This window comes from Azospirillum brasilense (assembly GCF_007827815.1).
Lineage (GTDB): Bacteria > Pseudomonadota > Alphaproteobacteria > Azospirillales > Azospirillaceae > Azospirillum > Azospirillum brasilense_C.
Genome location: NZ_VITH01000007.1, coordinates 368,280 through 390,486, shown reverse-complemented (window position 1 = coordinate 390,486; position 22,207 = coordinate 368,280). Strand labels below are relative to the sequence as shown.

Annotated in this window: 23 protein-coding genes; 9 read left to right on the top strand and 14 right to left on the bottom strand. The window is 68.8% G+C overall.

The annotated features are described in order from the left end of the window. Nucleotides 1-37 precede the first annotated feature (37 nt). The 3 genes from FBZ83_RS17015 to FBZ83_RS17005 form a co-directional block, all read right to left on the bottom strand. Entirely contained in the window at nucleotides 38-1,384 is a 1,347-nt protein-coding gene (locus FBZ83_RS17015) for a multidrug effflux MFS transporter (protein ID WP_145685799.1), read from the bottom strand. After that, nucleotides 1,381-1,848 (bottom strand): MarR family winged helix-turn-helix transcriptional regulator, encoded by a 468-nt coding sequence (locus tag FBZ83_RS17010; protein WP_247888335.1) that lies wholly within the window; start codon nucleotides 1,846-1,848, stop codon nucleotides 1,381-1,383. Before FBZ83_RS17010 ends, FBZ83_RS17015 begins: the two co-directional genes overlap by 4 nt. A gap of 359 nt (nucleotides 1,849-2,207) precedes the next feature. Next, on the bottom strand, nucleotides 2,208-2,573 hold the full coding sequence (locus FBZ83_RS17005; RefSeq protein WP_145685772.1) for a hypothetical protein: 366 nt from the start codon (nucleotides 2,571-2,573) through the stop codon (nucleotides 2,208-2,210). A 233-nt stretch (nucleotides 2,574-2,806) separates the two neighbouring features. Here FBZ83_RS17005 and FBZ83_RS17000 point away from each other — a divergent pair, with 233 nt between their 5' ends. Then, nucleotides 2,807-4,606, top strand: coding sequence for a PHA/PHB synthase family protein (locus tag FBZ83_RS17000; protein WP_145685758.1), 1,800 nt, complete (start codon nucleotides 2,807-2,809; stop codon nucleotides 4,604-4,606). Between the two features lie 196 nt (nucleotides 4,607-4,802). Here the strand turns inward: FBZ83_RS17000 and FBZ83_RS16995 are convergent, their stop codons facing one another. The 6 genes from FBZ83_RS16995 to FBZ83_RS16970 all read right to left on the bottom strand — a co-directional run bounded on the left by FBZ83_RS16995 (nucleotide 4,803) and on the right by FBZ83_RS16970 (nucleotide 8,963). Further along, the gene (locus FBZ83_RS16995; protein WP_145685738.1) at nucleotides 4,803-5,390 is read right to left on the bottom strand and encodes an OmpA family protein; all 588 of its coding nucleotides are present in this window, start codon (nucleotides 5,388-5,390) and stop codon (nucleotides 4,803-4,805) included. 213 nt (nucleotides 5,391-5,603) lie between these two features. Continuing rightward, nucleotides 5,604-6,122, bottom strand: a complete 519-nt coding sequence (locus FBZ83_RS16990; RefSeq protein WP_094306453.1) for a gamma carbonic anhydrase family protein — start codon at nucleotides 6,120-6,122, stop codon at nucleotides 5,604-5,606. Between the two features lie 35 nt (nucleotides 6,123-6,157). Continuing rightward, entirely contained in the window at nucleotides 6,158-7,210 is a 1,053-nt protein-coding gene (gene argC, locus FBZ83_RS16985; protein ID WP_145685723.1) for an N-acetyl-gamma-glutamyl-phosphate reductase, read from the bottom strand. A gap of 134 nt (nucleotides 7,211-7,344) precedes the next feature. Further along, nucleotides 7,345-7,827 carry a 30S ribosomal protein S9 gene (rpsI, locus tag FBZ83_RS16980; protein ID WP_014240248.1) on the bottom strand — a complete coding sequence of 161 codons (483 nt, stop codon included), beginning with the start codon at nucleotides 7,825-7,827 and terminating at the stop codon, nucleotides 7,345-7,347. Nucleotides 7,828-7,831: 4 nt separating this feature from the next. Next, on the bottom strand, nucleotides 7,832-8,296 hold the full coding sequence (gene rplM, locus FBZ83_RS16975; RefSeq protein ID WP_014240247.1) for a 50S ribosomal protein L13: 465 nt from the start codon (nucleotides 8,294-8,296) through the stop codon (nucleotides 7,832-7,834). 196 nt (nucleotides 8,297-8,492) lie between these two features. Continuing rightward, the gene (locus FBZ83_RS16970; protein ID WP_035673266.1) at nucleotides 8,493-8,963 is read right to left on the bottom strand and encodes a PaaI family thioesterase; all 471 of its coding nucleotides are present in this window, start codon (nucleotides 8,961-8,963) and stop codon (nucleotides 8,493-8,495) included. A gap of 259 nt (nucleotides 8,964-9,222) precedes the next feature. Here FBZ83_RS16970 and FBZ83_RS16965 point away from each other — a divergent pair, with 259 nt between their 5' ends. From FBZ83_RS16965 to FBZ83_RS16955, 4 genes are all read left to right on the top strand, one after another. After that, nucleotides 9,223-10,041, top strand: coding sequence for an enoyl-CoA hydratase (locus FBZ83_RS16965; protein ID WP_145685707.1), 819 nt, complete (start codon nucleotides 9,223-9,225; stop codon nucleotides 10,039-10,041). After that, nucleotides 10,038-10,556 carry a CoA-binding protein gene (locus FBZ83_RS31980; RefSeq protein WP_247888334.1) on the top strand — a complete coding sequence of 173 codons (519 nt, stop codon included), beginning with the start codon at nucleotides 10,038-10,040 and terminating at the stop codon, nucleotides 10,554-10,556. Before FBZ83_RS16965 ends, FBZ83_RS31980 begins: the two co-directional genes overlap by 4 nt. An 18-nt stretch (nucleotides 10,557-10,574) precedes the next feature. After that, on the top strand, nucleotides 10,575-11,864 hold the full coding sequence (locus tag FBZ83_RS16960; RefSeq protein WP_247888333.1) for an O-acetylhomoserine aminocarboxypropyltransferase: 1,290 nt from the start codon (nucleotides 10,575-10,577) through the stop codon (nucleotides 11,862-11,864). Nucleotides 11,865-12,054: 190 nt separating this feature from the next. Further along, nucleotides 12,055-12,732, top strand: a complete 678-nt coding sequence (locus tag FBZ83_RS16955) for an SPOR domain-containing protein (RefSeq protein ID WP_145685694.1) — start codon at nucleotides 12,055-12,057, stop codon at nucleotides 12,730-12,732. Between the two features lie 4 nt (nucleotides 12,733-12,736). Here FBZ83_RS16955 and FBZ83_RS16950 read toward each other — a convergent pair whose 3' ends face one another. Continuing rightward, a complete protein-coding gene (locus tag FBZ83_RS16950) occupies nucleotides 12,737-13,951 on the bottom strand; it encodes an MFS transporter (protein WP_145685681.1) in 1,215 nt (404 codons plus the stop codon). Nucleotides 13,952-14,072: 121 nt separating this feature from the next. Continuing rightward, nucleotides 14,073-14,387 (bottom strand): divalent-cation tolerance protein CutA, encoded by a 315-nt coding sequence (gene cutA, locus FBZ83_RS16945; RefSeq protein ID WP_145685667.1) that lies wholly within the window; start codon nucleotides 14,385-14,387, stop codon nucleotides 14,073-14,075. Between the two features lie 78 nt (nucleotides 14,388-14,465). On the opposite strand from cutA, the gene FBZ83_RS16940 reads away from it, so the two are divergent. Both FBZ83_RS16940 and FBZ83_RS16935 read left to right on the top strand, forming a co-directional pair. Beyond that, nucleotides 14,466-14,750 carry a hypothetical protein gene (locus FBZ83_RS16940; protein WP_145685655.1) on the top strand — a complete coding sequence of 95 codons (285 nt, stop codon included), beginning with the start codon at nucleotides 14,466-14,468 and terminating at the stop codon, nucleotides 14,748-14,750. A gap of 119 nt (nucleotides 14,751-14,869) precedes the next feature. Further along, entirely contained in the window at nucleotides 14,870-15,397 is a 528-nt protein-coding gene (locus tag FBZ83_RS16935) for an isopentenyl transferase family protein (RefSeq protein ID WP_145685642.1), read from the top strand. A gap of 16 nt (nucleotides 15,398-15,413) precedes the next feature. On the opposite strand, the gene FBZ83_RS16930 is transcribed toward FBZ83_RS16935, so the two are convergent. Together FBZ83_RS16930 and FBZ83_RS16925 are read right to left on the bottom strand one after the other, a co-directional pair. Then, nucleotides 15,414-18,776 carry a PAS domain-containing protein gene (locus FBZ83_RS16930; RefSeq protein ID WP_186466112.1) on the bottom strand — a complete coding sequence of 1,121 codons (3,363 nt, stop codon included), beginning with the start codon at nucleotides 18,774-18,776 and terminating at the stop codon, nucleotides 15,414-15,416. A 58-nt stretch (nucleotides 18,777-18,834) separates the two neighbouring features. After that, nucleotides 18,835-19,122: a hypothetical protein gene (locus FBZ83_RS16925; protein ID WP_145685614.1), complete on the bottom strand. Its 288-nt coding sequence runs from the start codon at nucleotides 19,120-19,122 to the stop codon at nucleotides 18,835-18,837. Nucleotides 19,123-19,341: 219 nt separating this feature from the next. Between FBZ83_RS16925 and FBZ83_RS16920 the strand changes: the two genes are divergently transcribed. Next, nucleotides 19,342-20,808, top strand: coding sequence for an FAD/NAD(P)-binding protein (locus FBZ83_RS16920; protein ID WP_145685601.1), 1,467 nt, complete (start codon nucleotides 19,342-19,344; stop codon nucleotides 20,806-20,808). Nucleotides 20,809-20,827: 19 nt separating this feature from the next. Here the strand turns inward: FBZ83_RS16920 and FBZ83_RS16915 are convergent, their stop codons facing one another. Further along, nucleotides 20,828-21,331: a cupin domain-containing protein gene (locus FBZ83_RS16915; RefSeq protein ID WP_211101673.1), complete on the bottom strand. Its 504-nt coding sequence runs from the start codon at nucleotides 21,329-21,331 to the stop codon at nucleotides 20,828-20,830. Between the two features lie 155 nt (nucleotides 21,332-21,486). Here FBZ83_RS16915 and FBZ83_RS16910 point away from each other — a divergent pair, with 155 nt between their 5' ends. Beyond that, a complete protein-coding gene (locus FBZ83_RS16910; RefSeq protein WP_145685586.1) occupies nucleotides 21,487-22,131 on the top strand; it encodes a dienelactone hydrolase family protein in 645 nt (214 codons plus the stop codon). Nucleotides 22,132-22,207: the final 76 nt, after the last annotated feature.

The following is a 22,207-nucleotide window of genomic DNA, read 5'->3' as shown; positions in this document are numbered from 1 at the left end:
GCGCTGCCCATGGCATCCCGGACGCCGAAGCCCGTCTTCAGCCTCCCTTGCGGCCGGAGGCCCGGCGCTGGTGCAGCGCCTCCTCGATCTCCTCACCACCGGCGCCGACCAGGGCGGCGGGGTCCACGGCGACCTCCAGATCCTCCGGCCGGGGGGGCTTGGCGTGGTGGACGCGACGGGACGCCGGCACGCGCAGCAGCGCGTAGGAGAGCAGCGACAGCGCGGCGAGGCCCGGCATGATGGCCGTGGTCGCCGTGTAGGGATCAGCGAACAGGGCGGCCACCGCCGTGCCGGCCAGCCCGCCGCCGATCTGCATGAAACCGATCAGCGCCGACGCCGCCCCGGCCATGCGGGGGAAGCCGGCCAGGGCGTCGCTGGTCGCTCCGGGCATGACCAGGGCGATGCCGAAGGCCCAGACGGCGGTCGGCCCCATCACGCTCGCCACGGTCGGCTCGCCGGTCAGGGGCGCCAGGGCGAAGCCGAGTCCGCCCACGGCCACGCAGGCCAGCCCGTAGGGGATCAGCCGCATCGCGTCCACCCGGCGCAGCAGCCGCCCGGCCAGCGTCGCCCCCAGCGTGTAGGAGCCGGTCTGCAGCAGCATGGCGAAGCCGAAGACGGTCGGGCTCAGCCCCACCCGCTCGATCATCACGAAGGGCAGCAGCGCCGCCATGGTGTAGAGGCCGCCCAGCGTCGTGCCGAGCACCAGCCCCGCCCGCATGAAGCGGCGGTCGGTCAACAGGGTCCGGTAGTTGCGGATCACCGGGCCGGGCCGCGCCGCCGAGCGGTCGCGCGTCCGGTTGGTCTCCGCCGTGCCCAGCGCGAAGACCGTCAGCACGGCGAGGCCGTAGAGCGTCATCACCACGAAGATGGCGTGCCAACCCACCGTGCCCAGGATCACCCCGCCCAGCGTCGGCGCCACCGCCGGCACGATGGCCAGCATCAGCCCGATCAGGTTCAGGATGCGCGCCGACCGCTGCCCGGTGAACTGGTCGCGCACGATCGCGCGGGAAATGGCGATGCCCGCCGCCGCCCCGATGCCCTGCAGGGCCCGCCCGACCAGCAGCCATTCGATGCTGCCCGACAGGGCCGCCACGACGCTGCCCAGGACGTAGGTGACGAAGAAGCCCAGAGCGACCGGCCGCCGCCCGTAGGCGTCGGACAGCGGCCCGCAGGCGAGCTGGGAAAAGGCGAAGCCGAAGAAATAGACGGAGAGCGTCAGCTTCAGCGCCGCCGGTGTGGTCTGGAAGGCCTCCACCAGCATCGGCAGGGCCGGCGTGTAGAGCGCGAGGCTGAGCGGTCCCAGCGTGACGATCAGCGTGCCGATGACGGCCGTCCGCGTCTCCGTCATGGCGGGCGCGTCGGTCTGCACGGGAGGATGGCTCATTGGCCGGCCCCGCCGCGGTCGTTGGCGATCATGTCGTCGGCGATCATGCGGTTGCGCAGGCGGCCCAGCATGTCCTTGAGCAGGACGATCTCCTCCGCCGAGAGGTCGGCCATGGCCGACTCGCGCTCGGTGCGGAAGGCCTCCAGGACCTGGAGCGCCAGCGGCTCGGCCTGCGGGGTCGGCCGGACGATCTTGGCGCGGCGGTCCGCCGGGTCCGGCTCGCGGACCACCAGCCCGCGCGCTTCCAGCCGGTCGAGGAAGCCGACCAGGGTCATCGGCTCCACCCACATGTGGGTCGCCAGCACCGACTGGCGCGAGCCGGGGTGGCGGCAGACGTAAACCAGGGCTCGCGCCTCCCCCGCCGTGAGGCCGAGCCGGGCGTCGTCCAGTGCGCGGTCGAACCGCGCGCGCAGGAGCCGCGCGCAGTCGATCAGGATCATTCCGAAGGGGGATTCATCAAGCATCCCTTATTGTAAGGGCGCCTTATAATTTGGGGCAATCGCGGGGCGCGCAGGGCGGTCATGCCGCCGCGCCATGGCCGAGCGGCGCCAATTCACGCGATGTGAAGCGAAGCTGGCGCGCCAAATAGTCGCAGTTTGAAAATCTGTTGCGGAGCCGCCGCCGCAAGACGTAGTTTTTCCGCCTTGGCAGCAGCAATGGGTGCTCCGTGGTCCGCGCCACCGCCTTCGTAACTGCGCATCGACCGGACGAAGACCGGCGCATCCCTTTCCTTCAAAGGGATGCCATCAAAAGCCGAAGGACGCTCCGCATAGGTATACTTACGGATTACTGGCGGCGCCCGCCTTTTGCTAGACCCCTGCCCTCACCCGGGCTTTCCAGGCGTGATGTCCGGCGGCGGGGGAACGTCCATGGGAGACGGCAGCATCTTCCTGGCGGCGGCGCGATCCTGGGCCAGACGGTCCAGATCCTGCTGGCGCTGCGCCTCCGTCCGCAGATCGGTGGGACGCGGCGGAACGGTGCCGAGGTTGGGATACTCCCGGCTCTCGCCCGACATGCCGCGCACCGGCGATTCCTGGCTGGGCACGTCGCGGCCGGTCACGGCGCCGAGCAGGCCGGTGTCGAGCACGTGGTTGCTGCAGGCCGGCAGGGCGAAAACAACCAGGACGGACAGGGCCGGCCCCAGCCGGCCCGCCTTCGCAACCACGCCGCGTCGGATACCCGTTTCCATTCTGCGAACCTCACATCCGAACCCATCCAGCCGCTTGAACGGTGGTGGGCGAAATGAAATCTTCATACGAGAGGTGTATGACGGACCCCGGCTCGAACGGACATGGCATAAGCTGTCCAGGATGCCAGGACCGGACCGCACTCCGACCGAACAGACTTCCGGCAGGCACTGTATAAACCGCACAACGTCCCTCCTGAAGCCTAAAACTCGCCTAAAGAAGAAGGACCGCACCAATGGCCGAAAACCAGGCCCCTGACGTCAAGCTTCCCGACCCGGTGGAGATGTCGCGGGCGATGACCCGCATCGCCGAGCAGAGCCAGCGGCTGGTCACCGAATTCCTGTCCCGTCAGGCCTCGGACGGCGTCGGCGCGAAGAACCCCGACCCGATGGGCGTCGGCCATGCGTTCCTGGAGATGACCACGCGCATGATGGCCGACCCGGCCAAGCTGATGAAGGCGCAGATGACGCTGTGGCAGGACTACCTGACCCTGTGGCAGCGCACCACCCAGCGCTTCTTCGGCCAGGAGGCCCAGCCGGTCATCGCCCCGGCGAAGGACGACCGCCGCTTCAAGGATTCGGCCTGGGACGAGAACACCCTGTTCGACTTCATCAAGCAGTCCTACCTGCTGTCGGCCCGGTGGATGCAGTCCACGGTCAACGAGGTCGATGGGCTGGACGACCACACGGCCAAGAAGGTCGACTTCTACACCCGCCAGTTCGTCGACGCGATGGCGCCCTCCAACTTCGTCATGACGAACCCGGAGGTGCTGCGCACGACCATCGAGACGGGCGGCGAGAATCTCGTCAAGGGGCTTGAGCACCTGCTGAAGGACCTGGAGCGCGGCAAGGGCGAGCTGCGCATCTCCATGACCGACTACGACGCCTTCCAGGTCGGCAAGAACATCGCCGTCACCCCGGGCAAGGTCGTCTTCCAGACCGATCTGATGCAGCTCATCCAGTACACCCCGACCACGCCGGAGGTGAACAAGCGGCCGCTGATGATCGTGCCGCCCTGGATCAACAAGTACTACATCCTCGATCTGCGCGAGAAGAACAGCTTCATCAAGTGGGCGGTCGACCAGGGCCACAGCGTCTTCGTTCTGTCCTGGGTGAACCCGGATGAGAAGCTGGCCCAGAAGGGCTTCGAAGACTACATGTTCGAAGGCGTGCTGGCCGCGCTGGACGCCATCGAGAAGGTGACCGGCGAGAAGGACGTGAACGCCATCGGCTACTGCCTGGGCGGCACGCTGCTGGCCTCCACGCTGTCCTACATGGCGGCCAAGAAGGACGACCGCATCAAGTCGGCCACCTTCTTCACCACCATGCTGGACTTCACAGAAGCCGGCGAGCTGTCGGTCTTCATCGACGAGGAGCAGCTCACCATGATCGAGAGCCAGATGGCCCAGCAGGGCTACCTGGACGGCTCGAAGATGGCGACCACCTTCAACATGCTGCGCGCCAACGACCTGATCTGGTCGTTCGTGGTGAACAACTACCTGCTCGGCAAGGACCCGTTCCCGTTCGACCTGCTCTACTGGAACAGCGATTCGACCCGCATGCCGGCGGCCATGCACAGCTTCTACCTGCGCAACATGTACCAGAAGAACCTGCTGGCGAAGCCGGGCGCGGTGTCGCTGGGCGGCGTTCCGATCGACCTGCGCAACGTCAAGACCCCGTCCTTCTTCCTGTCGGCCCGCGAGGACCACATCGCGCCGTGGAAGTCCACCTACATGGGCGCCCACCTGTTCTCCGGCCCGGTGAAGTTCGTGCTGGCGGCCTCCGGCCACATCGCCGGCGTGGTGAACCCGCCGGCCGCCGGCAAGTACTGCTACTGGACCAACGCCAAGCTGCCGAAGGCCTCGGACGACTGGCTGGCGTCGTCGGAGCAGACGCCCGGCTCCTGGTGGCCGGAATGGAACAAGTGGGTCTCCACCTTCTCCGACGGCAAGGTCCCGGCGCGCGATCCGGCGAAGGGCGGCCTGCCCGTCCTGGAGGACGCCCCCGGCTCCTACGCCAAGGTGCGCATCGTCTGATCTCCCCGCTCCGGAGGGCGGTCCGCCGCCCTTCGGACGTCCGGAGCCATCGACGCGACGAACCACCAGAGACGGCCCATAAGAAAAGGCCCCGGACGATTGTCCGGGGCCTTTTCCTTGATCCGGCGGCTTCCGCCATCAGGCAAAAGCCCCGGACCGAGGTCCGGGGCTCGTGTCCCGAAAGGGAACCTGCGCCTTACGACGACGGGGCGTTCGCACCGCGCGGCAGGATCTGCGCACGACGGTTGGACGGCTCGCGGACGTTCGGGCCGGTCTGCACCAGGAGCTGGCTCTCGCCCTTGCCCTCGGTGGTGATGGCGCCGGCGGCGATGCCCTTGGAGACGAGGGCCTGCTTCACCGCCTCGGCGCGACGCACCGACAGACGCTGGTTGTAGGCCGGCGAACCCGAGGTGTCGGTGTGGCCGACGACATGGACGCGGGCGTTGGCGCCCTTGCCGATGGCGGCGGCCGCATCGCCGATCACGCGATCGGCGGCCGGGGTGACGTTGGCCTTATCCCAGTCGAAGAACACGAGGTATTCGGTCTGGGCGCGGGCGGCCGGGGCCGGAGCCACCACCGGAGCGGCGGCCGGCGGGCACTTGAAGCTGCCCTGGTGGGTGGCGTAGCCGCCATCCGCCGTGCGGACCGGGGTGTCGTTCCAGCCGATGACCGGGTTGCACCACTCGGCGGTGTCGGCGCTCTGGGCCTGAGCCCCGGCGGTCAGGCCGAAAGCGACGACGGCGGCCGGCACGACGGCCATGGTAGCGCGGAAGAAGCTGTTCATTTCTCCACTCCCTTAGAGACACACTCCCTACCGCTTGGTTCGCGGAGGACGAATCGCACAAACGATAGGACTTATCGCGTGCATGTAACGTGACAAAACGCGAAACATGTGGGGTTTGTCCACGTACAAACATACCCTCCGGAAGTCCTACACGTTTCGTGCCGGTGTCACTGTTGCTAGTATGCCACAGTGCTGCGACGCACTAAAGAGGTATTAGCCCTCTCTGTAGATTTGAGCAAGCCGCACGTAGTTCCGGACGTTTACCGGGAAGAAAGATGTGTCCTTTTCCGTAAGTGCACGCACGGGTCTTGCGGGACTTCCGGCCCAAAGTTGCCCGGCGGCAACACGCTTCCCGGGGGTCACCAGGGCTCCGGCGGCCACCATGGCACCCGACTCGACGTAGGCACCGTCCATGACGCAGGCCTGCATGCCGATGAAGCAACCGCTCTCCAGCGTGCAGGCGTGCAACAGGGCCATGTGGCCGATCGACACGTCGTCGCCGATGTAGGTCCCCTGCCCCGCCGAGGCGACGTGAATCACGGTACCGTCCTGGATGTTGGTGCGCGCACCGATTCGGATCTCGTTCACGTCGCCGCGGATCGTGCAGCCGAACCAGACGCTGCTGCCCGGCCCGATCTCCACATCGCCGATGACCGAGGCCGTCGGCGCCACATAGACGCTCGGATCGATCTTCGGATGCGTGCCCTGGAAGGGCAATATCAGGCCGGACATCGCAGGCAACTTTTCCTCGGGCTGTTTCTCTTCGGTCACGGGAACAGCGGGGCCTGCTCCAGGCCGGTCGTCTCGCCCAGGCCGAACATGACGTTCATGTTCTGGATGGCCTGGCCGGAGGCGCCCTTCACCAGATTGTCGATGACCGAGACGATGATGGCGCCACGCGGGGTGCGGTCGGGGAAGACGCCGATCAGCGCCTGGTTGGAGGCGCGGACGTGGCGGGTCGCCGGGGCGATGCCCGCCGCCGTGACGTTCACGAAGGGCTCCGATTCGTAGCGCGCGGTCAGGGTGGCGCGCAGGTCGTCGGCGGTGACCCCGTCGGCCATGCGGACGTAGATCGTCGCCATCATGCCGCGGTTCATCGGGACGAGGTGCGGCGTAAAGCTGACCGTCACCGGACGCCCGGCGGCCAGCCGCAGCTCCTGCTCGATCTCCGGCATGTGGCGGTGATGCCCGACGCCGTAGGCGTTGAAGCCCTCCGACACCTCGGTGAAGAGGTTCTGCTGCTTGGCGTCGCGCCCGGCGCCCGAGACGCCCGACTTGGCGTCGATCACGATGCCGCCCGGCTCGATCATCTCGTCCATCAGCAGCGGCAGCAGGGGGAGCAGCGAGCAGGTGGGGTAGCAGCCGGGGTTGGCGACCACGCGCGCCTTGCGCACGCCCTGCCGGTTGAACTCGGTCAGACCGTAGGCGACCTCCTTCTGGAGGTCCACGGCGCGGTGCTCATGCCCGTACCAGGTGGCGTACTCGGCGGGGTCGGACAGGCGGAAGTCGGCGGACAGGTCCACCACCTTGATGTGGCGCGGCAGGCCGGCAATGACCTCCTGCGTGGTGCCGTGCGGCAGGGCGCAGAAGACGGCGTCCAGCTTGTCCCAGGCGACCTCTTCGATCTTCACGAGGCCGGGCAGGTTGAACTGGCCCAGATGCGGGAACACCTCCGCCATGGGCTTCCCCGCCTGTCGCTCGGCCGTCAGCGCGCAGATCTCCACGCCGGGATGGCGGAGAAGCATGCGCACCAGCTCGGCGCCGGTGTAACCGGACGCACCGAGAATGCCGACGCGGATGGGGGAAGTGCTGTTGGCCATGGACGCTGTTCCTTTTGACGCACGGGGATGGGCACGAACCGTGAAGACGAGTGAAACAGAACTGAAACAAGAAAGGGGCGCCCCGTCGGGACGCCCCTCGCTTGTACAGCAGTAACGCGGGTCCGCGGTAGGCTTTAGCGCTTCGAGAACTGGAAGCTGCGGCGGGCCTTGGCCTTACCGTACTTCTTACGCTCGACGACGCGGGCGTCGCGGGTCAGGAAGCCGGCGGCCTTCAGCGGCGGACGGAGCGCCGGCTCGAAGTAGGTCAGCGCCTTGGAGATGCCGTGACGGACCGCACCGGCCTGACCGGACAGACCACCGCCGGCCACCGTGACCATCACGTCGAACTGATCGGCGCGGTCGGTGATGCCGAACGGCTGGGCGATCATCATGCGCAGCACAGGGCGGGCGAAGTAGACTTCCTGGTCGCGGCCGTTGATGACGATCTTGCCGGAGCCCGGCTTGATCCACACGCGGGCGACGGCGTCCTTGCGCTTGCCGGTGGCGTAGGCACGGCCCTGGGCGTCCAGCTTCGGGGCGACCACTTCGGCGGAGGCGGCGGCCGGAGCGGCAGCGATGTCCTTCAGGCCGGAAAGGGTGGTGGTAACCTGAGCCATTGGATTACGCGCTCCGCTTATTCTTCGGGTTCATGGCCGCAACGTCGAGAGCGACCGGCTGCTGCGCCTCGTGCGGGTGGGCGGCGCCCTTGTAGACCTTCAGGTGGGTCATCACCTTGCGGCCGAGCGGACCGCGCGGAACCATGCGCTCCACGGCCTTCTCGATCACGCGCTCCGGGTACTTGCCGTCCAGGATCTGGCCCTTGGAACGGCCCTTGATGCCGCCCGGATAACCGGTGTGCCAGTAGAAGATGTCGTCCTGGCGCTTGTTGCCGGTCAGCTTGACCTTCTCCGCGTTGATCACGACGACGTGGTCGCCGCAATCCATGTGCGGGGTGAAGGTCGGCTTGTTCTTGCCGCGCAGGATGTTCGCCAGGATGCTGGCAAGCCGGCCGAGAACGAGGCCGTCGGCATCGACGACGTACCACTTCTTCTCGATGTCGGTCGGCTTCAGATTGAAGGTCTTCATCGCCACACTCGTTGACTAAACGTGGATCGGCGGGCCACCGAAACTGGACGTTCAATCCCCGGGGCGCCGAAGCGGCCGGTTTTGTACGCAGTGCATGGGGTCTCTGTCAACGGAAAAATATCCGTTTTATATCAACGCTCTACGCTCACGGTATTATTTTACCGCGAAAGCAAAGCTGTTGATATCATTGGCTTTTTCAGGACATTTCCGGATCATGGTATCCTGATACCGCGAGCGTCACCGGGTCGTGCGGCGGAATCGAATAGGTGCCGGTGGCGTGGGCGACGGGCTCCGGATCGCCCTCGGAGAACAGCAGGACTTCGCCATAGGCCAGCCGCTTGCCCATCTTGAGGATCCGGCAATCGGCGGTGATGGCGACCGGCGCCGGGCGGCGCAGGAAGTTGATGGTCATGCTGGTGGTCACGGCCAGTTCCACCCGCCCGATCAGGCTGAGCACGGCGGCGTAAAGCGCCACGTCGGCCAGCCCGAACATCGCCGGCCCGGTCACCGTGCCGCCGGGGCGGACGAAGCTGTCGTTGTAAGGCAGCTTCATGCGCACGGTCCCGGCGCCGAGCTGCTCGATGGTGATCCCGTAATTGCCGACCAGCGGCACGCCCTCGCGAATCAGGGCTTCCAATTCCTCGGCGGACACGACCGGCGCGCTCATTCCCTCACCCATGGCTTTTCTTATGGAGACCCGATCATGGCGAACATCGCCCGCCCCGCCAAGCGCATCGCGTCGAAACCAATTTCACACCTCCGCCCGCTCTCATCTGTCAATAAATCTACAAATTCAATCAACAAATAGGTTGAGTTGTCCGCCACGGCATCGTTAGATGATCGGACCACACGCCCGGTTCCGTGGCGGGGACGGTCGGGGTACTGTTCCCGCCAACGATCAAAACATCCGGGAGGAATGGACAGCGATGAACGACACCCCACCCGCCGACGGGCCCCTCATCGGTGACGACGCGCCGCTGGTTCTCCGCGAGGACCGCGACGGAGTCGCGACCCTGACGCTGAACCGCCCGCAGGCGCGCAACGCCCTCTCCGTCGGGCTGATGGGCGCGCTGCAGGCGGAGCTGGACGCCATCCACCAGGACGCCTCGGTCCGCGCCGTGGTGCTGGCCGGAGCCGGACCGGCCTTCTGCGCCGGGCACGACCTGAAGGAGATGCGCGCCAACCCGGACCGCGCGGCCTATGAGTCGCTGTTCGTCCAGTGCTCCAAACTGATGCTGACGGTCAGCCGACTCCGCCAGCCGGTGATCGCCAAGGTGCACGGCATCGCCACCGCGGCGGGCTGCCAGCTCGTCGCCACCTGCGACCTCGCCTATTGCGCGGACACCGCGCGATTCGCCACGCCGGGCGTGAACATCGGCCTGTTCTGCTCCACCCCCATGGTGGCGCTGAGCCGCGCCGTGGGGCGCAAGGCAGCCATGGAGATGCTTCTGCTCGGCGACCTGATCGGCGCCAACGAGGCGGAGCGCATCGGGCTCGTCAACCGCGCGGTGCCGGCCGACCGGCTCGACGCCGTGGTGGCGGAGGCCGCCGGCAAGATCGCCGCGAAGTCGCCGCTGACCCTCGCCATCGGCAAGGAGGCCTTCTACCGCCAGATCGAGCTGGGCGTGGAGGAGGCCTACGCCTACGCCGCCCGCGTCATGACCGAGAACATGCTGGCCCGCGACGCCGAGGAGGGCATCGACGCCTTCCTGCAGAAGCGCCCCCCGGTGTGGTGCGGCCAATGAGCGGCCCCGCCCCCTCGCACGACGGCTACAGCGACGCGTTCATCCGCCAAGTCCTGGACCGGGTGAAGACCATCGCCCTGGTCGGCGCGTCGAACGACCCGGTGAAGGCCAGCTTCATCGTGCTGAAATACCTGCGCGACAAGGGCTACCGCGTCATCCCCATCAACCCGAAGCTGACCGGCCAGACCATCCTCGGCGAGCGGGTCTACGCCAGCCTGTCGGACCTGCCGGAGCCGCCGGACATGGTGGACGTCTTCCGCAACGCCGCCGCCGCCGGAGGCGTGACGGACGAGGCCATCGCCGTCGGCGCCAAGGTGGTGTGGATGCAGCTCGGCGTGCGCAACGACGAGGCGGCGGCGCGGGCCGAGGCGGCGGGGCTGACCGTGGTCATGAACCGCTGTCCCAAGATCGAGCTTCAGCGCCTGTTCCACGAGATCGGGCGCATCGGCGTCAACTCCAACATCCTGACGTCCAAGAAGGCCGCACCGGCCAAATCCTTCAAAAAACTGATGTAAAAAGCAGAGGAAGCCATCATGAGCGAGCAGAAGTCCTTCGGTTTCGAGACCCGCGCCATCCACGCCGGCGCCGCTCCCGACCCCGCCACCGGGGCGCGCCAGACGCCGATCTACCAGACCACCAGCTTCGTCTTCGACGACGTGGACGACGCGGCCTCGCTGTTCAACCTTCAGAAGGTCGGCTTCATCTACTCCCGCCTGACCAACCCGACCGTGTCGGTGCTGGAGGAGCGGCTCGCCAGCCTGGAAGGCGGCGCCGGGGCCACGGCCACCTCCTCCGGCCACGCCGCGCAGCTGCTCGCCCTGTTCCCGCTGATGGAGCCGGGTGACGAGATCGTTGCCTCGCGCAAGCTCTATGGCGGCACGCTCAACCAGCTCGGCACCAGCTTCCCGCGCGCCTTCGGCTGGAAGTCCGTCTTCGTGGACACCGACCAGCCGGAGAACGTCCGCGCCGCCATCACCGCGAAGACCAAGGCCATCTTCGTGGAAAGCCTCGCCAACCCGGGCGGTGTGGTCACCGATCTGGAGGCCATCGCCAAGATCGCCGACGAGGCCGGCATTCCGCTGATCGTCGACAACACGCTGGCGACGCCGTACCTGATCAACCCGATCCAGTGGGGCGCCACGCTGGTCGTGCATTCGACCACGAAGTTCCTGTCGGGCAACGGCACCTCGGTCGGCGGCGTGGTCATCGACAGCGGCACCTTCGACTGGGGCAAGTCGGGCAAGTTCCCGGCCCTGTCGGAGCCGGACGCCGGCTACCACGGGCTGAAGTTCCAGGAGACCTTCGGTCATCTGGCCTTCACCATCCACGGCCACGCCGTCGGCCTGCGCGACCTCGGGCCGAGCCAGGCGCCGCTGAACGCCTTCCTGACGTTGAACGGCATCGAGACGCTGCCGCTGCGCATGCAGCGCCACAGCGACAGCGCCCTGAAGGTCGCGCAGTTCCTGGAGAGCCACCCGGCGGTGGGCTGGGTCAGCTACGCCGGGCTGGAATCGTCCAAGTACAACGCGCTCGCCAAGAAGTACCTGCCCAAGGGGGCCGGCGCCGTGCTGACCTTCGGCGTCAAGGGCGGCTTCGACACCGGCGTAAAGGTGGTGGAGAACGTCCAGCTCCTCAGCCATCTCGCCAACATCGGCGACAGCCGGTCGCTGATCATCCACCCCTCCTCGACCACGCACCGCCAGCTGTCGCCGGAAGGCCAAGCCCAGGCGGGCGCCGGTCCGGACGTGCTGCGCCTGTCGATCGGGCTGGAGAGCGTGGAGGACATCATCGCCGACCTCGACCGCGCCCTATCGGCCGCCTGATTGGCCGCCGCCTGAGGCCGGCTCCCCTCCGCCCGCCGCAGCGTCCGGCCCGGCGGGCGGAGGGATACCCCACAAGAGGTAGATGCGACGCGAAGGGCTGAGCGCTGGCCGTTCCATTGACCTCCGCAGGTCATAGCACCGACCCTGGCACACAAAGGGTGGGGGCACGAACAAGGCGGGGAAGCGGGGCATGAGCGGACGGCTCAGGCGTGGAGTGGCGGCGGTCGCGCTGGTGGGGCTGGGCGGCTGCGCGGGCGCGCCGGTGGCGATGACCGCCGCGTCCTTCGCGGTGGACGGGATGCTGTATGTCGGCACCAGCAAGAGCAGCACCGACCACATGCTGTCGGCGATGCTGCAGCAGGATTGCGCGACCTTCCGCGTCCTGAGCCTAGGCTATGTCTGCAAGCCGGTGATCGTGCCGGTGACCCGCACCGCCGAAAGCGTGCCGGTCCCCCTTCCGGAAACCGAACCGTCGCCGGTCCCCGCCCCGCCACCGCCCGCGCCGCTCCCCGTGACGGCGGAGGTGGAGATCGCCGCGTTTCCAGCCACCGTGTTGCCGCCGATGCCGCGCCCCGCCGAACGGCGCTATCTCGTGGTGGCGGGCAGCTTTTCCAAGCGTGGGCAGGCCGAAGCCCAGCGCGCGCGGCTGGGCCATCCGGAGGCCGACATCGTGGCGGCCGACGTGCAGGGCCGGCGCATCCACCGGCTCATCCTGCCGCCGGAGGACCGTCCGACCGCCCTGCGCCGTCTGGCCGAGATGCGCGCCGCCGGGGTCGGCGACGCGTGGCTCCTGACCTGGAGGGGGCGGACGGTGGTCGCCGATCTGCCCGGCGACGCGCCCGACCCCAGCCTGCCGGACCAGATGTAAGCCCTTACTCCGCCGGCGCCATCGGGACGGCGGCCGGCTTGGCCGGAGCGTCGCGGTCGCGCGGCAGCAGCAGCGCCGCCGCGAAGGCGACCAGCGCCAGCACCGACAGCGTGGCGTAGAGCATGACGAACTCCCCCGTCCGCTCGTAGACCAGGGCGACGAGTTGCACGGCCAGCGGGCCGGCGCCGAAGGACAGGATGAACTTGGCGCCGTAGGCCAGCCCGCGGTGCTTCTCCGGGGTGTAGCGGGCGAGCAGCAGGTTCTCCGCCGGAATCTGCACCTGCGAGGCGACGACGACCAGCGCCGCAGCACCAACCAGCGGCAGGTCGGCGAGGACCGCCACGGCCGCCATCATCGGCACCTGGACCAGCAGGCACAGGGTGTAGATGCGCTTCAGCGGGTACTTGTCGGCCAGATGCCCGCCGATCAGCTGCGGCAGGGCGGCGAACAGATAGACCGCCGTCACCACGCCGCCGACGCCCAGCGTGCTGCCGCCCAGCAGGTCGCTCAGCCGCGCCTCGAACAGCTTGGGCAGCACCACCTGCATGGCGTTGAACATCAGCCCGGCGCAGACCATCGTCACCGACAGCACGACGAAGGCGCGGATCACGTCGCCGCGCGACGCCTTGGGGATCGGCTTCACGTCGCCCTGGCGATCCTCGACCTTGCCCATGGCGATCAGCAGGGCCAGCACGACCCCCAGCCCCAGGCAGACCGCGCCCGGAATCAGGAAGGCGGAGCGCCAGCCCAGCCATTCGGTCAGGCCGCCGGCCACCACCGCCGCCGAGGCGATGCCGATGGTGCCGAAAATGCCCTGGTAGCCCAGAGCCTTGCCGCGGTTGGTGGCGTTCTTGACCATCCAGGCCATGCCCACCGGGTGGTAGATGGAGGCGCCGAGCCCGAGCACCGCCAGCGCCCACAGCAGCGCCTCCGGACCGTCGGTCAGGCCGCAGGCGATGGTCCCCGCCCCGGTCAGCAGGAAGAAGACCGCCATCATCCGGCATTCGCTCCAGCGGTCGCCCAGCCAGCCGGCCAGCGGTGCGCCGACGCCGATCATCAGGGCACCCAGTGTCCACAGCCGGATCAACTCGTCGTAGGGCAGCTTCCATTCCCGCTCCAGCGCCAGGACGACGGTCAGGAACAGGGCCGACACGATGTGCATCAGCGCATGGCCGATCCAGGAAAAGCCGATCGACAGCCGCGCTGATGTGTCGGTCATGGAAATTCTCCGCATCCGGATGATTTGCGCTTGAAAGCAACCCTTGCGAAACTGGCACGCGGGTCCGGGGCGGTCCAATGCGCCGCCGTCATGGCCGACATGCGGCGGCCGGCATGAGGGATCAGGCGGTCGCGTCGCGCAGCCAGTCCAGATAGGCCGGATTGCCGCGCCCAACCCTCAGCTCGACCACGCAGGGCACCTCGTAGCTGTGCAGTTCCCGCACCCGCGCGGCCAGCCGGTCGAACAGCTCCGCCCGCGTCTTGGCGATCAGCACCGTCTCATTGGCTTCCTCGATGGCGTCCTGCCAGCGGTAGATGGAGGTCATGCCGTCGAAGATGTTGGCGCAGGCGGCCAGCCGCTCCTCGACCAGCGCGCGGCCGATGCGACGGGCCTCGTCCCGCGAGCCGGCGGTGATGTAGGCGAAGACGAATTCCATGACCGAAGCCTTTCGATGTAGAGTGTTCGAATCTTGCCACAGGCCGCCAGGCCGCAACATCTTTCGAGGCGACGAACCATGGCCGCACCCCGACGCACCACGTCCCGACGCCGCCCCACCGAGGCGCAGGCGGCGTGGCTGCGCAACGGTCTGGAGCAGCCCGGCGGCAAGCTGCCCCTGTTCGACGCCGACGGCCAGCGCGTCAAGCGTCAGACCATCGAAAGCTGCCTGAAGTCCGGCTGGGCGGAGCGCTGGTTCCACAACCCGCTGAAGCCCGACTGGCTGGTCTGCCGCCTGACCGACACCGGCCGCGCCGCCCTCTCCCCCCGCCCCGCCGAGAAGGAACTCGCCCAGGCGGAATGACCGCCGGACGACACCGACGGCGTACCGCATGGGTGGGGTGTCGCACCACGCCGACGCCCGTTAGGATCGCCGCGCTTTTCGCGGCCTGACCGGGCTTTGCTTCGTAACGGTATCGATCCATGCAGCTTTCCGACCTCGGCCCACGCATTTGCATCCTCGGGCCGTCCAACAGCGGGAAATCAACGCTTGCCGAAGCGATCGCGCGGCGGAACGGCTTTCCCGTCGTCCATCTCGACCGGCTGTACCATGCTCCCGACACGGATTGGCAGCCACGCCCGACCGACGAGTTCATCGCCCTGCACGACGCGGCCATCGCCGGCGAGCGCTGGGTCATGGAGGGCAACTACTCGCGCTGCATCCCGCAGCGTTTCCAGCGGGCGACGGGCCTGATCCAACTGGACGTGCCCATGCCGCTCAGCCTGCTGCGCTATTTCCGCCGGACCCTGTTCGAGCGGGAGCGGCGCGGCGCGCTGGAGGGGCGCCGGGACCGCATCAAGTGGGAGATGATCCGCCACATCGCCGTCACCACCCCGCGAAATCGGGCGCGGAACCTGCGCACCTTCGATCAGGCCGACCTGCCGAAGATCCGGATCAACTCCGCACGGGACCTGAACGCGTGGTACCGGCGCTGGGACCTCACGCGCTGATGGCCGGACGCCGGCTTCACGCCGGCACAGCCTTCAACTGCTGGTCCACCGCGGCCGCCAACTCGCGGGGGGTGACCGGCTTGTGGATCACCGTCAGCCCGTGGGCGGTGGCGTCCAGCAGGCAGTCCGGCCCGGTCTCCCCGGTCAGGATCACCCCCGGAACCCCGGCGCCGTAGCGCTCGCGCACGCGCAGGATCACCTCGGTCCCGACCCGCCCCTCGCGCAGCCGGTAGTCGGCGATCACGATGTCGGGGACGCGCGTCTGGGCGGACAGCCGCTCCATGGCCTGGTCGGCGCTGCCCGCCGCCAGCACGGCGTAGCCCCATTCCGTCAGGATCAGTTGAAGCCCCATCAGCACGATGGCGTCGTCGTCCACCAGAACGGCGAGGCGGCCCTGCCCCATCCCCGGCGACTCACCCCCCGCCCCCGCGACGGCGGGCACCACCGTTTCGCCCAGTGGCACCAGCACCCGGAAGGCCGAGCCCTTGCCCACCGCGGAGCGCACCTCCACCGGATGGTCGAGCAGCCGCGACAGCCGCCGCACGATGGCGAGGCCGAGGCCGAGGCCCTGGTTGCGGTCCCGCTCCGGGTTGCCGACCTGATGGAACTCCTCGAAGATGCGCTCCAGGTGGTCGTCCGGGATGCCCCTGCCTGTGTCCTGGATGACGATGGAGAGGAACCGCCCATCCGGCCGGCACTGCACCCGCACCAGCCCGCTGTCGGTGTAGCGGATGGCGTTCTCCACCAGATTGCGCAGCAGCCGGCCCAGCAGCGTGCGGTCGCTGCGCACCCGCCCGGCGGCGACCTCGACCTGCCAGCCGATGCCCTTGCCGGCGGCGACCGGCGCGTAGGCGGCGCGGATCGGGTCCAGCACCTCCGCCACGTCGAAATCCTCGAACACCGGTGTCACCACTCCAGCGTCGAGGCGCGACACGTCGAGCAGGCTGTCCAGCAGACCCTTCAGCGCCTCCAGCCCCTGCTCCAGATGGCCCAGGACCTTGGCGCCCGCGGGCGACCCGACATGGGCCGACAGGGCGGCCGCGAAGAAGAACAGCGATTGGAGCGGCTGGCGCAGATCGTGGCTGGCCGCGGCCAGGAATTTCGACTTGGCAAGGTTGGCGCGCTCCGCCTCATCGCGGGCGGAGCGCAGCGCGGCCTCCATCGCCTTGCGCTCGGTGATGTCCTCGGCAACCGTGATTCGGTAGGCCGGCTCCGTGCCGGTGATCCGGGCGAGCGACGAGGTCACCCGCACCCACACCGCCCCACCGTCCTTGCGGCGGTAGCGCTTCTCAATGGCGTAGCTGGACAGTTCGCCGGACAGCAGCCGCTCGATCAACCGCTCCTCGGCCGGAAGATCGGCCGGGTCGGTGATGTCGCGGTAGGTCCGCCGCAGCAACTCCTCGCGCGGGTAGCCGACGATGTCGCAGATCTTGGCGTTGACGTCGAGGATGCGTCCGTCCAGCCCCACCCGCTCGATGCCCACCGCCGCCAGTTCGAAGACCGAGCGGAAGCGTTCATCGCTCTGACGGCGCGCCGTCTCGGCCCGGCGCAGGTCGGTGACCTCCATCACGACGGCGCCGACCGCCGCGACCTCCATCCCTTCATGCACGGGAAACAGGGCGATCAGCCAGTGGCGCGTCACGCCGGGCTCTCTGGGCGTCTCGCCCATCACCTCCCGGTAGGGGATCGGCTCGCCGGTGTCGAACACCCGATCGATCAGCGGCTCGACGCTGGCGCCCACGACGGGAAGCAGGTCCGCCAGAGTGCGGCCCATGTGGGCCTCCGCCAGGATGCCGTTGCAATCGGCCAACTGCTCGTTGATGCGGATGTAGCGGCGCTCGCGGTCGAAGAAGGCGAAGCCGACCGGCGCGTTCTGCAGCAGGCTGTTCAACTGGGCGAGCAGCGCGTTCTTTTCCCGGTTGGCCGAAACCAGCGCCGCCTCGCCCCACTTGCGGGCGGTGGTGTCCTGGAAGAAGACGGCCAGCCCATCCGGCGACGGGAAGGCGCGCACGGCGAACCAGGATTCGAAGGCCGTGCAATACTCCTCGAACTCGACCGGCGTCTGATCCTGCATGGCGCGGCGGTAGTTTTCTCCGAACGCGCTGGCGGACACCTCGGGAAAGACGTCCCACAGGTCCTGGCCGATCAGATCGTGCCCGCCGGCGATCAGCGCCCGGGCGCGCTCGTTCATGAAGGTGATGCGCCAGTGGCGGTCCACCTCGAAAACGCCGTCGGTGATGCTGCCCAGAACGGCGGCCGTCTTGTGGGCCAGCGCGTTGGCCTGCTCCCGCACCTGCTGCTGGCGTGCCAGTTCCTCGGCCATGCTGTCGAAGGCGCGGGCCAGCGTGCCGAGTTCGGACGACTGATCGGCGACGCCGCTACGCGCCGTCAGATCACCGCCCTTCCAGCGCTCCGCCGTCGCGACCAGCGCCGCCACCGGCCGCCGCAGGAACCGGCTGGCGCCCCACCAGACGGTGAGCAGCGTCAGAAGCAGGACCATCGCGATGCCGGCCATCGCCTGGACCATCGCGCCGCGGATCGGCCCCAACGCCTCGCCCTTGTCCAGGCAGACCACGACCCCGATGCCGTCCATGCTCTGGCCGATCGGCTGATAGGCGACGATGCGCGGCCGGCCGTCCGGCCCGGTCACCTCGGCGATGCCGGGCGCGTCGCGGGAGAGCAGCGCGAGGACGGACGGGGACAGCACGCCGCCATCCGTCCGGCTCGGCGCCGTCTGATTTGGCCCCGGCTCCGATGGAAGGGGCGGCACCTGGGCGACCACCCGGTCGCGGCGGTCCACCAGCGTGATCCGCGCGTTGTCGGGCAATGGCCGCTTGGACAGGAAATCGGCGATCCAGGAGATGTCGGTCAACGCCGTCACGACGCCGGCCGCCCGGCCCTCCGCGTCCTGGTAGGCCAGCGCGACCGGCATGGCGGAGCGTCCGTCGGTCCGCCGGGAAACAGGCTCCCCCAGCGTCATCCGGCCGCTGGCCAGCGCGTCGCGGAAATAGTCGCGGTCGGCGATGGAAATCCCCAGCGCGGCGCGATCGGTCGCGCAGCGCACCACCCCGTCCAGCCCGGCGATCACGATGCCGAGATGGCCCGGATAGGACGCGCGCAGGCTGTCCATCAGCGCTTGGCAGGCCGGCGAGCCGGGGGCGCGCGCCGGATCGGCCTTGACCAGCGTGTTCAGCACCTGCCGCAACCCGTCGATCATGCGGTGCTGCTTCGCCTCGAACAGCGCGGCGAGGTGCAGGGCGTCCCGCCCCACCTCGGCCTCCCGCGCGGCGCGCAGAGCCAGCTCGTTCTTCACCTCGATGACGGCCGCCGGAATCATCGCCACGAGGACAAGAAGCAGCAGACGGTGAAGAAGACTCATGAAGGGCGGCTTTCGGAAAAGGATTCCGTGTGACCGTGCGCGATGCGCGACCGTCCCGTCAACGGATACGCGTGGCCTTCCAAGTACCCGAGCGTTCGGCGCCGGCGGCGATGCGGCGGTCGGCAATCTCCGACTCATCCACTTCGGCAATCCCCGCGTGCTTCAGGGCGCGCAGAAGGACGCTGCGCACGGTCGTCCCCTCCTCCTCGGCGCGGCGGCGGACGGCGCGCTTGACGCTCTGCGGCACCATGGCGGCCAGCTGCACGTCGGGTTCACGGCGGTCCGACGGTGCCGGATTGGTGTTGGACGGAATGGTGGCTGCGGGGCGGAAGGGGTGGTCTCGCATCGGTCCTGCCGTACATGGTTCGAAGGTGCGAAACCATCCCCGGTTATAGTTAATTTCTTGTTAACCATAAACCTTCCAGCGGTGCCAGGGGTTTGTCCTACGCCGGAATAGCGGTTGACCTGTCCAACCCTGCACCGAAGAGTGGCCGACCGGGCCTTTCGGTACCACGGCACCGGATCACCGCCCCCTTCGCACGGCCAGAGCAGAGGAGCGACGACGTTGTCAGCACGCCCTTCGAAACGCCGCATCGCCATCATCGGGGCCGGCTTCACCGGCAGCGTCCTTGCCGCGCATCTGTTGCGCTCCGCCGATGAGCCGACCAGCCTGCACCTGATCGAACGCACGCCCAGCGTCGGCGCCGGGCTCGCCTACTCCACCCCCAACGCCGCGCATCTCCTGAACGTGCGCGCCTACAACATGAGCGCCTATCCGGACGATCCGCGGCATTTCCTGCGCTGGCTGTGGGCCCAGGACGGCGAGGCACACGACAGCGGCAATGGCGCGGTTCCGCCCAGCGGCCACGCCTTCGTTTCCCGTGCCCGCTACGGCGCCTACATCCAGGACGTCCTGCGCGAAGCCGTGGCGGCCGCCCCGCCCCACGTCTCGCTCACCGTGTCGCAGGCGGAGGCGGTGGACGTCGCGTCGGACGCCCGGGGCACCCGGCTGCGGCTGGGCAACGGCACCAGCCTGTCGGTGGACACGGCGGTCCTCTGCGTCGGCAACTTCCCCCCCTCGCCGCCGCCGGTCCCGGCGCCGGAGGTCTATGCCTCCAGCCGCTACGTGGGCTCGCCCTGGGACTGGCCGGCGCTGGCCACGATCGCCCCCGACGCACCCGTGCTGATCCTCGGCACCGGGCTGACCATGGTGGACACCGTCCTGTCGCTGGAGGACCAGGGGCACCGCGGCCCGATCCTCGCTTTGTCGCGCCGCGGCCTGCTGCCCCAGACGCACGAGGAGACGCGGCCCTTCAAGAGCTTCATCCACCCGCAGGTGATGCCGCGCACCGTCCTGGACGTGATGATCGCCCTGAAAGCCGACATCCGCCGCGCGCGGGAGACGGGATTCGACTGGCGGTCGGCCTTCGACGCGCTGCGCCCCTACCACCACCTGATCTGGAGCCATCTGCCGATCGAGGAGCGGCGGCGCTTCCTGCGCCATGTCCGCCCCTATTGGGAGGTCCATCGCCACCGCATCGCGCCGGAGGTGGCCGCCCGCATCGCCGCGCTCTGCGCGAACGGCCGGCTGGCCATCCGCGCCGGCCGCCTGCAGACATTGGCTCTGGTGCCGAACGGGGTGGAGGCAACCGTGCGCGCCCGCGGGGCGGAGGGCACCGTCTGGACCCGGACGGTGGGAGCCATCGTCAACGCCACCGGCACCGAGTGCGATTTCGGCCGGATCGGCCATCCGCTGGTCAAGGCGCTGCTGACGCGCGGTCTGGCGCGGCCCGACCCGCTGCGGCTGGGGCTGGACGTCACGGCGGACGGTGCCCTGATCGGCGAGGACGGGCGGGCGTCGGACCGGCTGTTCGCGCTCGGCCCGGTCAGCCGGCCGCCCTTCTGGGAGATGACCGCGGTGCCCGAACTGCGCAGCCAATGCGCCCGGGCCGCAGGACACATCGCCCGGCTGCGGCGATCCGCCTATCCACTGGCGGAGCCGGCGTTTCTCGGCGCGCGGGCGGTGCCCTGACCGGATGGGAGCCGCCCGCTCACCAGGGGGTGCCGTCGCGGTGCGTGAAGAGGTCCGTCGCGCTGTCGTAGCGCAGATCCTCGTCCGGGTAATGCGCCTCGTCCCCCGCGCTGCGGTCGCCGACCTCCAGATAGGTGGCCGGCTCGTCGGAGCGGTTGACGAGCTGGTGTCCGTCGGGCTTGCCGGCCGGGAAGCCGGCGCACATGCCGGGACGCAGAACCGTCTCGCCGGCGTCGGTGACCAGGGTCAGCTCGCCGTCCAGCACATAGACGAACTCGTCCTGGCGGGTGTGCCAGTGCCGCAGGGCCGAAGCGGCGCCCGGCTCCAGCCGGGTCAGGTTCACGCCGAAGTTGGTGATCCCCAGCGGGTTGCCCAGCCGCTTGCGCAGGCGGCCGGCGACCGCCGCGCGGAACGGCTCCGGGTAGCCGGTGGCGCCGAGCTTCGCCCCGACGGCGGCGGGGTCGAGGACAGGTGCAGCGGGTGGGACGATGGGCGGGACAGTGGCGGGGGGCTTGTCTGACAAAGGTGGGTCTCCCTTCACCGGGGACCGATACCGATCTCTGGATTCGGTCCGGGATCGTCACTGTAGGCCATCGGGCACGGACCGACCATCCGGCCTGTTGAGCCACCGGCCAGGCACCTCATCGGGGCAAGGCCCAACGAAAGGGGGAAAGGCGCATGGAGACGACGCTCTACATTCCACCGCTCGGTCTTGCGGGGCAATTCGGGGCACCGGCCGGTTTCGCGGCGGTGGTGATCTTCGCCCACGGCACATCCAGCGGGCGGACGAGCCCGCGCAACGTCCGCGTCGCCGCCCGCCTGCGCGAGGCCGGATTCGCCACGCTGCTGATGGACCTGCTGACCGAGGGGGAAAAGGCCGACCCGGCCAACCAGTTCGACGTCCACCGCCAATCCGAACGGCTGCTGCTGGCCGTCCGCCACCTGCGCGCCGCCACCGCGGTCGAGCGCAAGCCCATCGGCTTCTTCGGTGCCGGGTCGGGGGCGGCGTCGGCGCTGATCGCGGCGGGGCGCGCCGCGGAGCATGACGGGATCGGCGCCGTGGTCTGCCGCGGCGGGCGTCCCGATCTGGCGGAGGAATGGCTGAACGCCGTCGCCGCCCCCACCCTGCTGGTGGTCGGCGGCAAGGACGCCCCGGCGCTGGACCTCAACAACGACGCCTTCGCCCGGCTGCACTGCACCAAGGCGCTGGAGGTGGTGCCGGGGGCCGGTCGCCTGTTCGAGGAGACCGGCAAGCTGGATCAAGTGGCCGATTCTGCGCGCTCCTGGTTCACCACCCATCTCCTCAAGGCTGCCAACGGCTGAGCGTGGGTCGACAGCGGAACCGGGAGAGGCTACCTCTGGTTTTCTCCCGCACCGCAGCATCCGGACCGGACCGCCC

Coding starts and splice junctions, on each gene's coding strand:
- rpsI (WP_014240248.1), bottom strand. CDS start 7,827: ATGGCTCAGGTTACCACCACCCTTTCCGGCCTGAAGGACATCGCTGCC.
- FBZ83_RS16950 (WP_145685681.1), bottom strand. CDS start 13,951: ATGACCGACACATCAGCGCGGCTGTCGATCGGCTTTTCCTGGATCGGC.
- FBZ83_RS16935 (WP_145685642.1), top strand. CDS start 14,870: ATGCAGCTTTCCGACCTCGGCCCACGCATTTGCATCCTCGGGCCGTCC.
- FBZ83_RS17015 (WP_145685799.1), bottom strand. CDS start 1,384: ATGAGCCATCCTCCCGTGCAGACCGACGCGCCCGCCATGACGGAGACG.
- FBZ83_RS17000 (WP_145685758.1), top strand. CDS start 2,807: ATGGCCGAAAACCAGGCCCCTGACGTCAAGCTTCCCGACCCGGTGGAG.
- FBZ83_RS16995 (WP_145685738.1), bottom strand. CDS start 5,390: ATGAACAGCTTCTTCCGCGCTACCATGGCCGTCGTGCCGGCCGCCGTC.
- FBZ83_RS16930 (WP_186466112.1), bottom strand. CDS start 18,776: ATGAGTCTTCTTCACCGTCTGCTGCTTCTTGTCCTCGTGGCGATGATT.
- FBZ83_RS16970 (WP_035673266.1), bottom strand. CDS start 8,963: ATGAGCGCGCCGGTCGTGTCCGCCGAGGAATTGGAAGCCCTGATTCGC.
- FBZ83_RS17005 (WP_145685772.1), bottom strand. CDS start 2,573: ATGGAAACGGGTATCCGACGCGGCGTGGTTGCGAAGGCGGGCCGGCTG.
- FBZ83_RS16990 (WP_094306453.1), bottom strand. CDS start 6,122: ATGTCCGGCCTGATATTGCCCTTCCAGGGCACGCATCCGAAGATCGAT.
- argC (WP_145685723.1), bottom strand. CDS start 7,210: ATGGCCAACAGCACTTCCCCCATCCGCGTCGGCATTCTCGGTGCGTCC.
- FBZ83_RS16960 (WP_247888333.1), top strand. CDS start 10,575: ATGAGCGAGCAGAAGTCCTTCGGTTTCGAGACCCGCGCCATCCACGCC.
- FBZ83_RS16955 (WP_145685694.1), top strand. CDS start 12,055: ATGAGCGGACGGCTCAGGCGTGGAGTGGCGGCGGTCGCGCTGGTGGGG.
- cutA (WP_145685667.1), bottom strand. CDS start 14,387: ATGGAATTCGTCTTCGCCTACATCACCGCCGGCTCGCGGGACGAGGCC.
- FBZ83_RS16940 (WP_145685655.1), top strand. CDS start 14,466: ATGGCCGCACCCCGACGCACCACGTCCCGACGCCGCCCCACCGAGGCG.
- FBZ83_RS16965 (WP_145685707.1), top strand. CDS start 9,223: ATGAACGACACCCCACCCGCCGACGGGCCCCTCATCGGTGACGACGCG.
- FBZ83_RS16910 (WP_145685586.1), top strand. CDS start 21,487: ATGGAGACGACGCTCTACATTCCACCGCTCGGTCTTGCGGGGCAATTC.
- FBZ83_RS17010 (WP_247888335.1), bottom strand. CDS start 1,848: ATGCTTGATGAATCCCCCTTCGGAATGATCCTGATCGACTGCGCGCGG.
- FBZ83_RS16925 (WP_145685614.1), bottom strand. CDS start 19,122: ATGCGAGACCACCCCTTCCGCCCCGCAGCCACCATTCCGTCCAACACC.
- rplM (WP_014240247.1), bottom strand. CDS start 8,296: ATGAAGACCTTCAATCTGAAGCCGACCGACATCGAGAAGAAGTGGTAC.
- FBZ83_RS31980 (WP_247888334.1), top strand. CDS start 10,038: ATGAGCGGCCCCGCCCCCTCGCACGACGGCTACAGCGACGCGTTCATC.